This window comes from Ruegeria sp. CDSB022 (assembly GCF_059611145.1).
Genome location: NZ_JBXWOZ010000009.1, coordinates 30,452 through 43,706, shown reverse-complemented (window position 1 = coordinate 43,706; position 13,255 = coordinate 30,452). Strand labels below are relative to the sequence as shown.

Here is a 13,255-nt window from a genome sequence, read left to right as displayed (position 1 = left end):
GGGTTAGAGAAAAGCCGTCAGTGTCCAGAAGATAGCGGCTGATAACACTGCGGTAGCGGGGACCGTTATGATCCAGGCAGCCACGATCGTCATGAAATGCGAGCGACGGACGAGTTTCCGGCGTTTTTTCTCTTCCTGTGCTTGGCGCCGCTCGGGCAGTCGTTGGTGGTTCGCGTTCTTTCTGCGCCGCTCGGCATGCCATTCGCGATAAAAGCCCACTCCGAAGACCGCTCCCACTGCGATATGGGTGGAACTGACGGGCAGGCCCAGCCAACTGGCCAGGATCACAGTGATCGCCGCAGAAAGGGCGACACAGAATGCGCGCATTGGGTTGAGCTTGGTGATCTGACTGCCGACCATCCTGATCAATTTTGGGCCAAACAGGAACAGCCCAAAGGAAATTCCCAGCGCTCCGATCACCATCACCCAGGTTGGAATTGCGACTTGTGCAGCGAAATCCCCGAACTGCGCCGTATGCACGATTGCCGCCAACGGACCAACCGCATTTGCCACGTCATTGGCGCCGTGGGCAAAGCTAAGAAATGTTGCTGAAATAGTAAGTGGTAGCCCAAACAGCGTTTTCAGAGACTTCGTTCTGTTTTCTAGTCCTTCTGATCTGCGATGCACCCAAGGGACTGTCACCAGCCATGTCAGAAATCCGGTGGCCAGACCGAACAGCAAAGCGACTTCAAGCTCAACTTTGACCAGCTTGTTCAGGCCTTTGACGGCCAAATAGGTGGTAAAGGCACCAGCCATGACAGCAACGAGTATCGGCACCCAACGGCGGGCAGCGGCGATCTTGTCGTCCTGATACTGAATTTTGGCATTGATCAAAGCCAGAAAGCCAGCGGCAATAGTTCCACCTAACACAGGAGAGATGATCCAACTGGCGGCAATGGCGCTCATCGTGGTCCAACTGACCGCGCTTAGGCCAGCTGCTGCGACGCCCGCCCCCATGACGCCCCCTACCACCGAATGTGTGGTCGACACCGGTGCGCCGACCCAGGTGGCCAAGTTGACCCACATGGCTGAAGATATCAGGGCCGCCATCATCGCCCAGATAAAGACGGTGCTGTCGTGAACCGATGCCGGGTCTATAATCCCTTTCGAAATCGTCGAGACGACATCCCCACCTGCCAGCAAGGCCCCAGCGCTTTCTGCGATGGCGGCGATGACGATTGCGCCGGTCATGGTCAGCGCGTTGGCCCCGACAGCGGGGCCCATGTTATTGGCAACATCATTTGCGCCGATATTGATGGCCATATAGGCCCCAAAACCCGCTGCCGCGACAACGATCAACCCGCCATCAGCCCGCCCAAAAACCACTGCGGCCGTCAGCCCGGCCAGCGCAATAAAGGCGAAGGCGATACCCGGCGCCAGCATGGGGCGTGCCACATGGGCATTGGCATACTCAACGCGTGAGATGCGCGCCAGATCGCTGTCCAGCGATTGCCAACGGGGTTTGGAGCTTGGGTTCGACATCAGGCTATTGCGGGCGGCTTCCAAAAGAACACCCGCGGCTATACGGTTTCGCTCAGACGAGCAACCGTGGCGTCATCACTTTTTGTGGAGGTGTCACAGCTGCAGCAGCAAAGCGCGCAGTTCGGGCTCCTGAACACGTCCGGCCGCTATCACGGGCGAAACCCACTCGCGGGTCCTTTCCTCGGCCTCGGGGTAGATATCGGCCAGTTCCTGCACTTCGATCCGATAGACATTGGTCACCACAGTCTGGCTGGCCCCGTCTTTCAGGATCTTGTCATAAGTATATTGCCCAACAGGGTCTTTGGATAGGGATTGGGCGCGCACGCCGGCTTCTTCCCAGGCCTCTTGCCGGGCAGCCTCGGCGCCATCCAGGCCATCAATCGGCCAACCTTTGGGGATGATCCAGCGTCCGGTGTCCCGGCTGGTGATCAAAAGAACCTGCAGCCCGTCCTGTGTTTCGCGGGTGCACAAGGCGCCAAACTGCACCCGATGGGGGCGCAGGAACAGAGGCCGGGCGACCTCTTCCCAAATATTTCGCAGCCATTTTGTCATGTTTGTCGTTCGCGTACCCGGGTTTTACCTGAGCAGCCCACATAGCAATGAAACAGATAATCTTCAATGAACGCCCGGAATCGCCGTGCTTTCCGCATCTTCATGCCAAGAATTTTCGACGAAAATTCCCGACGGCCGCCTAATTTCGACGTTTTGCGCGCAGGGTGGGGTCGGCCTTGGTCGGATCTTCGGGCCAAGGGTGTCTGGGATATTGCGCGCGCATATCTTTGCGCACATCCGCGTATGACCCAGCCCAGAAACCGGGCAGGTCGCGCGTGATCTGGATGGGTCGTTGGGCCGGTGAAAGAAGAGTGATCTTGAGGGCCTCACCGCCAATGACCGGATGGCGCGTTACGCCAAACAGTTCCTGCAGCCGCACCGAGATTTCCGGTACTGCACCGCCATAATCTATCGGCACCTTTCGCCCCAGAGGAGTTTCAAACGACCCTGGAGCGCGCCGGTCCAGTTCCTGCGTCTGGGCCCAGTCCAGTCGGGCGCGCAACGCTGGCAACAGGTCGAACCGTTTCCAGTCTTCAGCATTGCGGACGCCGGAAAGCATCGGCAACAGCCAGTCTTGCAGCGTGTCGGTCAACCCCTCGATCGAGAAATCAGGCAGCTCTGCGCCTTCGGTCCGGACCAGTTCCACCCGTGCCGCCAATCGCGCAGCGGCCCCGTTCAGTCGCAGGCCAAGATCACGGACGCCATCCAGCATCGCCAATGCAACTGCTTCGTCCGGAACCTCTTTCCAAACACGATCACTCAACGTGATTGCGCCTAGCCGTTCTTGTTTGCGCGCAACGACACGGCGGTCACGTTTTGACCAGTCGCAGACCTCGATCCAGGTGATCTGATCCTCGAACAAGTCACGAATTTCCTTTTCCGAGATCTGTGCGGCCATGCGCACCTTTGCTTCGCGGGGGTTGCCATCGGTATCGGTCACAACCAGATAAGGCGCGGCAGCCAGCGTATCGCTGCCATCCAGCACAACACCCTTCCCTCCTGACAACACATAACGCGGCTCATCCCCTTTGCGCCGTTGTCCAATGCGATCGGGATAGGCGAGTGCGGCTGTTGCCGCTGGGCTGAAGTCGGATGGGGTGCCTTTGGATCGCAGTCGCTTGGCCTCGGTCTTTATCCGTTCCAACGCACCAATGTTGACCTGCCAGACACGGTTACACTGAAAGGCGCGCATATCTCGCATGGCTTCGAGCCGGAGCAGCATATCCACCGGCGCGCCGCGCAGAGGGTCGCGTTCGGCCATCAGGGCGGCCAAGGGCGCAGCGCCGGGGCCTGTCTGTTCCAGCATATGCCCCAGTCGCGGGTGCAGAGGTAACGCAGCCAGTGACCGCCCGTGGTCGGTGATCCGCCCCTTTCCATCCAGCGCGCCCAGCATTGTCAGCAACGTGCGGGCCTCTGTTATCGTGCCCTCGGGTGGAGGGGTCAGGAAAGACAGTTCTTCGGGGTCCGCCCCCCAAAGTGCCAGTTCCAGCGCCAGCCCGGTCAGGTCGGTTGCCTCGATCTCGGCCGGGGGGTAGGCCGCCAGCGCGCCTTCTTCGCCCTTCGACCATAAGCGATAGCACTTGCCTTCGGCGACACGACCAGCGCGGCCAGCGCGCTGCGTTGCCTCGGCGCGCGTCACCCGCTCGGTCACTAGTCTGGACATACCCGAACCCGGATCGAAACGCGCCCGCCGAGCCTGTCCCATGTCCAAGACCACGCGAATGTCTGGAATGGTCAACGAGGTTTCGGCAATGGACGTAGCCAAAACCACTTTGCGACCGGTTTCGACCGGTGCAATCGCTTGGCGCTGGGCAGCAAAAGGCATCGCGCCGAATAGTGGTCGCACCGTAGCTTTGCTGGATAGCCGGCCAGCCAAGGCGGCCTCTGCCCGGCGGATTTCGCCTTCTCCGGGCAGGAACACCAACATCCCACCTTCTGTTTCGCGCTCGGCCTGAACTACAAGATCGACCAATGCGTCCAGCTTTCGCGCCTGTTGTCCTAGCGGTCCGTCCAGCCAACGTGTTTCGACCGGGTAACTGCGCCCTTGGGACGTAACAACGGGGGCCTCCATCAACCGTCCCACAGGCTCAGCGTCTAGCGTTGCCGACATTGCCAGCAGGATCAGATCGTCCCGCAATGCCCCGGCGACCTCAAGGCACAAGGCCAGGCCGAGATCCGCGTTCAGAGACCGTTCATGGAATTCATCGAAAATCACCGCACTAATGCCGGGCAGATCGGGTTTGACTTGCAGCATCCGGGTCAGGATACCTTCGGTGACGACCTCGATCCGGGTCGATTTCGATACCTTCGCCTCGCCCCGCACGCGATAACCAACTGTGTCGCCCACGCGCTGTCCCAGCGTATCGGCCATGCGCTCAGCAGCAGCCCGGGCCGCCAAGCGGCGGGGTTCCAGCATCACGATCTTGCCATCGCATAGCCCCGCCTCGAATATCGCCAGCGGCACTCGTGTTGTTTTCCCCGCGCCCGGAGGTGCCTGCAGCACTGCGCGGCCCGAAGCCTTTAGGGCGGCAAGAAGGTCAGGAATGGCGTCGTCGATGGGCAGGCGTATCATGCGGGCTTTATCCGCCAACGGTACGGCAAGGTCCAGTTCCGTCTCTTATGCCCGGAGAGCGCATATCCCAGAGGTAAATTCTTGTGCGCTCTGGTCTGGACAAACCCCTCATTGGGACGGCAACTAGAACTGCCGCAACTGATTGGGGGCGAAATGGAACTGGACAGCCTGAGTGACAGGATTTTGAACGGAGACCGGCGCGCGCTGGCCCGTGGTATCACGCTGGTGGAAAGCGGTCGCGCCGATCATCGTGCGCAGGCGACGGAACTGCTGACCAGATTGACCAAAGAGGGCCGCCAGGCCCTGCGGATCGGATTGTCAGGAACGCCCGGCGTCGGCAAGTCCACGTTCATCGAAAGCTTTGGTATGATGCTGACAGGGCAGGGGCTGCGTGTTGCAGTTCTTGCAGTAGATCCCAGCTCAACTCGGTCGGGTGGGTCCATTCTGGGGGACAAGACCCGGATGGAACGCCTGAGCCGCGAGAAAAACGCCTTTATCCGCCCATCACCCAGCCAGTCGCACCTGGGCGGCGTTGCCCGCCGCACACGTGAGGCCATCGCTTTATGTGAGGCCGCTGGGTTCGATGTTGTTTTGATCGAAACGGTTGGTGTCGGGCAATCGGAGACGGTTGTCTCCGAGTTGTCGGATCTGTTTATGCTGTTGCTTGCCCCGGCGGGCGGTGACGAACTGCAGGGCGTCAAGCGCGGTATCATGGAAATGGCCGACATGATCTTGGTCAACAAGGCGGATGGTGACCTGAAATCTGCCGCCACTCGCACCTGCGCCGACTATTCCGGGGCGCTGCGTTTGTTGCGTAAACGACCCCAGGACCCGGAAGGGTTTCCCAAAGCGATGACTGTCTCAGCGGTCGAGGAACATGGGCTGGCTCAAGCCTGGGAGGAGATGCAGTCCCTCAGTAAATGGCGCCGTGAAAATGGCCACTGGGAGGTCAACCGCGCCACGCAAGCACAATATTGGTTCGAACAAGAGGTTCGGTCTGCCCTTCTGGCACGCCTGGCGACTCCACAAGCGCGCTCGGAAATGGAGCGTCTGGGCTCGCAGGTCAGCACTGGTCAGCTCAGTCCGTCGGTTGCGGCGGAACATATGTTGTCTGCTTTAGTCGCTGGCTAAGGCCTTATTCAAGCCTTTGATCTCATTCTCTTTCTGATTTCGGATCGGTGGGTTATCGCCCATAGGTTGCAAGTTGACCCAAACTTGATGCAAACTCAGGTTAAGGCCGCGCATCTGTCGCCAGGCCGGATATGCGGGAACCGTCAGCTATGCCCGATATTACTGGGACCAACGGCAACGACGATATCGACGTTAACAATGACACGGGGACCCTGAACGGTTCACCGGCTGGAACTCCGATTGATAATATCCGCGGCCTGGGTGGCGACGACGACGTCGACATCAATAACAGCACGATTACCGGGAATGTCATCGGCAATGCCGGCTCCGACACGATCACCGTCACCAGCAGCACCATTGGTGGTAGGATTGCCAGCGGGTCGGATGACGACACTGTCGATATCAGTGGCTCGAGTGTTGGAAACATCCGGCTGGGGAGCGGCAACGATACCCTGAATTTCACCAGCACCAGCGTTAGTGGCGATTTGCGGGGTGGTGGCGGGACCGACACGTTGAACTTGCCTGTGGGTACCGTCATCACCGATACCAATTTTGGCGTCATTAACGTCGTAGATGGCGTAGGCTATACCCTGTCCAGCGGGACATTCACCCTACCATCCGGTATCACGGTCACATATTCTGCCTTTGAGAACGGAAGTGGCGTTCCTTGTTTTACCCGTGACACGCACATCCTGACGCAGGACGGCATGAAAGCAATCCAAGCGCTGCGGATCGGGGACATGGTCCCGACCATGGGGTGCGACCCTCAGCCTATACGCTGGATCGGTCGTCGACAGTTTGACCGCGCCGCCTTGCTGGTAAATCCCAGGCTCTTGCCGGTACGAATCCTTGCAGGTGCGCTGGGCGAGGGTTTGCCGCATCGCGATCTTCTGGTCTCACGCCAGCACAGGATGCTGGTGCAGTCCAGAATCGCGGAACGCATGTTCGGCACCACCGAAGTTCTGATTCCGGCGATCAAACTGACCGCACTGCCGGGAATCTATATCGATGAGGCCGTGCAATCGGTTGAGTATTTTCACCTGCTATTTGATCGCCATCATGTCATCTTTGCCGAAGATGCCCCAACCGAAAGCCTGTTCACCGGAGTCGAGGCCCTGAAATCCCTCGGATCGGAGGCGCGGCGAGAAATTTTCGAAATCTTTCCGGAACTGATCGAAAATCATGGTGAAAACCCGGCCCGGTTCATTCCATGTGGACGCCAACAGTCCCACCTGATCCAGCGGCATTTGAAGAACAACAAAGCCTTGCTTCAACGCAATGGCGCCTAGGTCTTATAGAGTTTAAGATGGGTGCAAAGATTTCGCACGGCCCGTCTTGACCCTTCCTGTGATTCCCACTAAACGCATCCAACCAGTTTTCGGGCGCGACTTCGGGTTGCGCCCCTTGTGATTTGGCCACGGGTCCTGTACCCAGCCCGCAGATACAAAGGAAGAAACCATGTCGCGCCGTTGCGAACTGACCGGAAAAGGCCCGATGACTGGCAACAATGTCAGCCACGCCAAAAACAGAACTCGTCGTCGTTTTCTGCCCAACCTGAACGACGTAACCCTGCAGTCGGAAACCCTGGGTCGTGGCGTCAAGCTGCGTATCTCGGCCGCTGCCCTGCGTTCAGTTGACCACCGTGGTGGTCTGGATGCGTTCCTGGCCAAAGCCAAGGATGACGAGCTGTCCACCAACGCACTGAAAGTGAAAAAAGAAATCGCCAAGGCTCAAGCTGCGGTCTAAGCGTTCTTTTTCACCAAAGATTTCGACCCTGTACCCGAACGGTGCAGGGTCTTTTCTTTTGCCTGATTGAGTTTAGACGATTTCGCCGTCAGAGCGTGATCTTGTTCACATACAGTGTTCTGATGTTTGAATATGTTTGTTCATATTCTATTGGCGGAGTTCGATCTCATGTCTTTCAAATCCTTTGATTCCCTCTCCCTGTTGGCGGCCTTTTTTGGCAAGACATTTGGGACATGTGTGCGGATGCAGCGTCAGGTGAACAGGTTGCATACCAGCCTGACAAAAGGGTCTGTCAAACGTCCCGGAATGGACAACTGACCTCGTACTGACCAAAAATGACCCGAGGGCTTCTGGCGCATTCGATTGTGCTTGAAGCCCTTTTTGTCTCGGGCGTATACCGAAGGCAGGATGAAACACTTTCGGAACAGATTTCTATCATTTGCCCTGTCGCTGCTGGTCATTCTGACTGGTCAGGGGGTGGCTGCGTCGCGTGGCGTTGATACTGCAGTCGGGCAGATGGTGCTGTGTACTGGTGTTGGTCCTGTTGTGATCTATATGGATGCGGAGGGGCAACCGGCGAAGCCCCCGCATTTCTGCCCCGACTATGCGCTGACGTTACTGGGTGCTATTGCCGTCGTTTCACATGTGCTGCCCGATGCACCAAGTTATGCCGGGCCATTTTTAGAGCGCGGCGACAGGAGCCTAATAGCAGCGCCCGTTCCGTTTCAGCCCGCCCGCGCGCCACCTGCAAGAGCCTGATTAAATTTAACTTTTTCAGGCACTTGACATAGGAGAGGCGCAATGTCCCTCACTTCCAAACTTTTGGCAACCCTGGCTGCGGCCGCATTTGCCACCACTGCAATGGCGCAGGAAACCATCACACTAGAAGATGCCTATGCGCGCTCCGCCGGCAAAACGGCGAAAGCGGGCGCGGCCTTTATGGTGATTCAGAACACGGGCGAGGCGGATGACCGTCTTGTTCGTGCGGAATCGGAGGCGGCTGCACGGATTGAGCTGCACACGCATCTGATCGATGCCAATGGCGTGGCGCAGATGACCCATGTCGAAGAGGGGTTCGTCATCCCTGCCGGTGGTGCGCATGCGCTCAAGCGCGGGGGCGATCACGTGATGTTCATGGGATTGGTTGCCCCGTTTGAACATGGTGCAACTGTGCCTGTGACGCTGGTTTTTGAAAAGGCCGGTGAAGTTGAGATCGACGTGCCGGTTGATCTGGAACGAAAAGACATGGGCGCCCACTCGAACTAAGGTCACGTCAACCTTCAAGCCGCTATGCGGCCGTCATCCAAGCGTCAGGCCGGGCTTTGCCCGGCCTGTTTGCCTATCGCTTCAACGGTTAACAACCCGCATCGAAACGCGGTCATGCGCCCGTTTGAAGCGCATTGCCAGAAAGAACATCACGGCGGCGAAAGCCAGAGCGGAAAAGGCAATGGCCCACCCCAGTGCGACCATGCCACTGCCGGGCCAGAACAACAGCACCAACCCAATGATCAGCGCAATGATCCCCGAGTTTCGCACCATCACGGCATCCGGGTTGTTGCTGGGTATCTGCCGCCATGCCAGCAACGAACCGATGCCGACGATCAGCGCCCAAGCACCCAGCAGGAAAAATGTCAGCCGCGCAACACCCTCGGGCCAGATCAGCAGGACAAGACCGATCAACAGTGCCCCGATGCCGACGCCGCCGATCAATCCGCGCCGTCCAAAGCCCAGTAGGGTCAGGCCGCCATCTAGAACCAAAAGCAGGCCGACCAGTCGCAACAGCAAAGAGATACTGCCCGTTGGCCAAAACAGCGCGGCGATCCCCAATGCTCCGGCCAGACATCCGCGCAACAGGAAGGTCCACCACAGATTTGCCAGTTGGTCGCCAAATGTATCGCGGCCCTCCATACTGGAATCGTCCATGATTTCTTCGCGCGTGTGGTGGGGGTCGGTCATGGGAGCCTCTTATTTCGATTGTCGTATCAATAATTTTGGTGCCGGTCTGGCGGGCTAAGATTCGCGCAGCAGCTTTTGAACCCAGCGTGGCACGGTTTCGGATGCAGGGCCAAGTATCACCTGATCGAAACTCGAGGCGCCGGATGACGGATCTAGGTTCAACTCGACGGTTCGTGCGCCTGACATTGTCGCCTCGTGCACAAATGCTGCGGCGGGGTAGACCTGACCCGAGGTGCCGATTGAAGCGAAGATTGCAGCATTGGCCAGGTGATCGTAGATCAGGTCCATAAAATAGGGCATCTCACCGAACCATACAACATCGGGTCGGGCGGTTGGGCCACCGCAGGCGGGGCAGGGTTCACCCACCGACATCTCGGGCGGGGCGACCCAGCGGTGATCGCAGGCGGTGCATAAGGCCCCAGCGAGGGTGCCGTGCATATGGATCACATTCTCGGATCCTGCAGCTTCGTGGAGGCCGTCGACATTCTGTGTCACGATGATAACCTCGCCGGGCCAGTTGCGTTGCAGATGGGTCAGCGCGGTATGGGCCGGATTGGGTTGCGCCTGTGCAGCCTGCACACGGCGCGCGTTGTAGAACTTGTGCACCACCGCCGGATTGCGGGCAAAGCCTTCGGGCGTGGCGACATCCTCGATCCTGTGCTGCGCCCACAGACCTCCTTCGTCGCGGAATGTGCCCAGCCCGCTTTCGGCGGAAATCCCGGCACCGGTCAGAATGACGATCTTTTCCATTTCCGCCTCACGCGTTACACCCGGTTGTATGACACACCGTATCCTTTTCGTCTGTTTGGGCAATATCTGCCGGTCTCCGGCCGCCGAAGGTGCCTTTCGCGCCCGTGCGCCGCATCATGCCACCGACAGCGCCGGAACCTCTGGCTGGCACATCGGAGACCCGCCTTATGGCCCAATGCAGCAGGCTGCTCATGCCCGTAGTATCGACATCAGCGATCTGCGCGCGCGCAAATTCGTGGCCGAAGATTTTGACCGCTTTGACCTGATCATCGGAATGGATGCAGAGAACCTTACCAATATCGAAAACTTGCGTCCCCGTGGCAACAAAACTCCGGTTCGCTTGCTGACTGATTTCGCTACTGAGACAGGCGCGGATCATGTGCCCGATCCGTATTACACCCGTGATTTCGAGGGCACGCTGGATTTGATCGAAAAGGCCGTCGCAGGTCTTGACGCACATCTGAGGGCTTAGTTGTAGATGCTTTGATGTCTTCGACATTCAGGTGTAAAATCAATCGACGCCTGCATCGGGGCTAAGCTCACCTGTTTGGTTCTTTCGCAATCACAGTGGATAAGGTGCGTGTCGTCCGGCTTCTGGTGATTGCAATCGCACCCAAAACCAAAGCGCAGGCTACGGCCTGTGGTGTTGTGATTGCTTCGCCAAAGGCAAGAAAGCCCACAGCAAACATCGTCGGCAATTCAATGCTGCCGACGACCGCAGTTTGAGAAGCGCCGATCAACGGCGAGCAGATCGTATAAATGAGCTGTGGCACAAGCGCTGTGACCAGGCCAATTCCGACGATCAAAATCCAGTCGGATTGCCCCTGCGGGAGCAACTTGGCAACATCGGCGTTCAACATCAGCGGCAACAGCCCGAGAACCGATCCCAAGGAAACCGAAGCAATGCGCGCAAGCGGTGCGATGCGGGACAACCTGTGAACCAAAACACATATTCCGAAGCCGAACCCGATTGGGGCTGCTAGCGACATCAGAAGCGTTGGTATGTGCTGAATAGGAACGGATGCGGGCGATCCTGCAATGAGTGCCGCCAACGTAATGAGGCCCGAGGCGAACAATGCGCGCCTTGTGGGTGTATCGGCGAACAAAGTCCAGGCAATGATCAGCGTGAAAACCGGATAGGTCATATAGAGAACGCCCACAGTCGATGCGGGTAATGTCTCCAGCGCCGTCACATATCCAATCCATCCAAGGCCCATTACCGCGCCTGCCGAAAGCCCCCAAGCAATCTCGCGCCAAGCGTTTCGGTGTATTATAAGAACAGGCAGCAGCAGAATTGCCGTAACGATGTAGCGATAGAACGCGACGGCATAAGGCGCGACGCCTTGCTCGGTCAGCCCTCGGCTAAAATAAGGAACCAGCCCGAAACAAATTGAGGCGAAAAGAACGCCGGCAACCGCAATCGGATAGGGAATAGTTGGTCTGGTCTGTGTTGATATCGTTGCCATTCCAATTTGCTATCACAGGTTTGCGACTGCTGTAGCAGAGATTCGTCGAGCGGTTGCTTCGGTTCGCAAAGCTAACCCTAGTTCAGTTCTGTATGAAGATGGTGGCAGAAACACACGGCGCGTTGGTAAATATGCTTCCAATATCTGCGGTACCCTACACTAACTCATCACCTTCAACTGCCCGCCCAGCCACGGCACCTGCGCGACTGCCGGATCAACAATCTGGCTCCGCATCAGCCGTCGGATCATGTCTGCAACCTCTTTGGGTACTTGGTCCGACCAGTCAGAGCGGGTGAACAGCGAAATTGTGCGGGCGAAGTCACCGAACGGGACCGGATGCGCCTCCATCCCGTCATGAAACCGCGTCGCACGCATATATCCCAGTGGTGTTGTGATCGCCCAGCCAAGCCCCTGTGCGACCATTGCCATCAGCGCCAGGTGCGAGCCGATTTCAAACCGTTCCTCGAACTCCATTTGCTGGCGCGCCAGATGCGCCTCGATCTGGCGGCTGATCAGCTGATCTCGGGCGTATCGCAGAAAGGGCAGGTCCTGTATTGAATTCCCCACACCCTTTGGGGTCACCAGAATGAAAGGGTCCTGAACCAGAGGGTATTCAATCACACCCTTCAGGACCTCTCCGGAATGCGCGGATACAGCCATATGCAGCCTCTGCGCCTCTAGCTCGGCGAACAGGTTTAGGCTGGGCAACGTGATCAGTTTGAATTTCGACCGGGTCAGGCTGTCGGCCAGCAAAGTCGCCAGCCGCGGGGTCAGATCGTTGTCGAAATCGTCTATCAAACCGATGGAGAGGGTGGTCAGATGCCCCAGATCCATCACGGTCAGTTCGCTTTGGGCCATTTGCAGTTCGGCCAGCACGACCTCGGCCCGCGCCAGAAAGCTGCGGCCGGCTTGCGTTAAACGCATTGGTCGTCGCCCGTGATCGACCAGATCAGTGCCCAATGCCTTTTCCAGATTGCGCAACTGCTGAGAAACCGACGGCTGGCTGAGCCCCGTGATCTCGGCGGCCTGTGCCACCGATCCTGTCCGCGCCAAAGCCTCGAACACCTCAAGGCCCCGCAGGGTCAGCCCTTTCATTACCATCTGATACACCTTTCGCTGCGCCATATCTGAGGTGCAGTGCGCATCAGGTCAAGCAGCGTGACCAGCTTAGTTGCAGATTGCCTGCGCCATCTGGCCAAAGTTCTTATACCGATCCCACAGCGCATCATCGCGCGAAGTCTGCGACATCTTCAACTCCTGCGCCTGATGGGGGTCGGTGAACCACTTGGCGACGGTCTTCTGATCACCACGCGTCAACGCCTGATCCGCGACGCGCTGAATGCAGCTGCACCGCGCCCGCGTCGCCGCCGACCGATCAGACGCCAGACACGCCCGTTTGATCTGCGCAGCCTCGCTGGGTGCCGGAGCCATCGCCGTCAGCGATGCCGCACAAAATGCGATTAGGAGGAACTGTTTCATGCTCTTGCCTCGTTTTTGCCTGCCCGGACGGGTCTGATGCCCCTCTTGGTCTGTGGCGGAGTATGAATCAAAGTGGATTTCGGATCAATCATGTGCTGCGAAAAAGTGATTGCGCACATAA

Annotated in this window: 14 protein-coding genes; 6 read left to right on the top strand and 8 right to left on the bottom strand. The window is 58.2% G+C overall.

All coding sequences use genetic code 11. From position 1 onward, the window contains the following. Positions 1-3: 3 nt before the first annotated feature. From AC2FIZ_RS14010 to hrpB, 3 genes are all read right to left on the bottom strand, one after another. The gene (locus AC2FIZ_RS14010; protein WP_496791207.1) at positions 4-1,482 is read right to left on the bottom strand and encodes an inorganic phosphate transporter; all 1,479 of its coding nucleotides are present in this window, start codon (positions 1,480-1,482) and stop codon (positions 4-6) included. 93 nt (positions 1,483-1,575) lie between these two features. Then, positions 1,576-2,034, bottom strand: coding sequence for an NUDIX hydrolase (locus AC2FIZ_RS14005; protein ID WP_282027762.1), 459 nt, complete (start codon positions 2,032-2,034; stop codon positions 1,576-1,578). Positions 2,035-2,173: 139 nt separating this feature from the next. Continuing rightward, positions 2,174-4,606, bottom strand: coding sequence for an ATP-dependent helicase HrpB (gene hrpB, locus AC2FIZ_RS14000; RefSeq protein ID WP_496791206.1), 2,433 nt, complete (start codon positions 4,604-4,606; stop codon positions 2,174-2,176). Positions 4,607-4,759: 153 nt separating this feature from the next. On the opposite strand from hrpB, the gene meaB reads away from it, so the two are divergent. The 5 genes from meaB to AC2FIZ_RS13975 all read left to right on the top strand — a co-directional run bounded on the left by meaB (position 4,760) and on the right by AC2FIZ_RS13975 (position 8,749). Next, on the top strand, positions 4,760-5,737 hold the full coding sequence (meaB, locus tag AC2FIZ_RS13995) for a methylmalonyl Co-A mutase-associated GTPase MeaB (RefSeq protein WP_142638208.1): 978 nt from the start codon (positions 4,760-4,762) through the stop codon (positions 5,735-5,737). Between the two features lie 149 nt (positions 5,738-5,886). Continuing rightward, complete coding sequence (locus tag AC2FIZ_RS13990) at positions 5,887-7,026, top strand: Hint domain-containing protein (RefSeq protein ID WP_496791205.1); 1,140 nt, start codon at positions 5,887-5,889, stop codon at positions 7,024-7,026. Positions 7,027-7,195: 169 nt separating this feature from the next. Beyond that, positions 7,196-7,483, top strand: a complete 288-nt coding sequence (gene rpmB / locus AC2FIZ_RS13985; protein ID WP_142638086.1) for a 50S ribosomal protein L28 — start codon at positions 7,196-7,198, stop codon at positions 7,481-7,483. A gap of 408 nt (positions 7,484-7,891) precedes the next feature. Next, entirely contained in the window at positions 7,892-8,242 is a 351-nt protein-coding gene (locus tag AC2FIZ_RS13980) for a hypothetical protein (RefSeq protein WP_142638088.1), read from the top strand. 42 nt (positions 8,243-8,284) lie between these two features. After that, positions 8,285-8,749, top strand: coding sequence for a copper chaperone PCu(A)C (locus tag AC2FIZ_RS13975; RefSeq protein ID WP_281995789.1), 465 nt, complete (start codon positions 8,285-8,287; stop codon positions 8,747-8,749). Positions 8,750-8,830: 81 nt separating this feature from the next. Here the strand turns inward: AC2FIZ_RS13975 and AC2FIZ_RS13970 are convergent, their stop codons facing one another. Next, positions 8,831-9,439 (bottom strand): HdeD family acid-resistance protein, encoded by a 609-nt coding sequence (locus AC2FIZ_RS13970; protein ID WP_282027764.1) that lies wholly within the window; start codon positions 9,437-9,439, stop codon positions 8,831-8,833. A 54-nt stretch (positions 9,440-9,493) separates the two neighbouring features. After that, entirely contained in the window at positions 9,494-10,189 is a 696-nt protein-coding gene (locus tag AC2FIZ_RS13965) for an NAD-dependent deacylase (RefSeq protein WP_281995791.1), read from the bottom strand. A 28-nt stretch (positions 10,190-10,217) separates the two neighbouring features. On the opposite strand from AC2FIZ_RS13965, the gene AC2FIZ_RS13960 reads away from it, so the two are divergent. Beyond that, positions 10,218-10,661 carry a low molecular weight protein-tyrosine-phosphatase gene (locus tag AC2FIZ_RS13960; RefSeq protein WP_142638096.1) on the top strand — a complete coding sequence of 148 codons (444 nt, stop codon included), beginning with the start codon at positions 10,218-10,220 and terminating at the stop codon, positions 10,659-10,661. A gap of 67 nt (positions 10,662-10,728) precedes the next feature. On the opposite strand, the gene AC2FIZ_RS13955 is transcribed toward AC2FIZ_RS13960, so the two are convergent. The 3 genes from AC2FIZ_RS13955 to AC2FIZ_RS13945 all read right to left on the bottom strand — a co-directional run bounded on the left by AC2FIZ_RS13955 (position 10,729) and on the right by AC2FIZ_RS13945 (position 13,134). Further along, positions 10,729-11,655, bottom strand: a complete 927-nt coding sequence (locus tag AC2FIZ_RS13955; protein ID WP_281995792.1) for a DMT family transporter — start codon at positions 11,653-11,655, stop codon at positions 10,729-10,731. A gap of 159 nt (positions 11,656-11,814) precedes the next feature. Further along, positions 11,815-12,756, bottom strand: coding sequence for a LysR family transcriptional regulator (locus tag AC2FIZ_RS13950; protein WP_281995801.1), 942 nt, complete (start codon positions 12,754-12,756; stop codon positions 11,815-11,817). A 66-nt stretch (positions 12,757-12,822) separates the two neighbouring features. Next, entirely contained in the window at positions 12,823-13,134 is a 312-nt protein-coding gene (locus AC2FIZ_RS13945; protein WP_142638101.1) for a hypothetical protein, read from the bottom strand. Positions 13,135-13,255 lie beyond the last annotated feature (121 nt).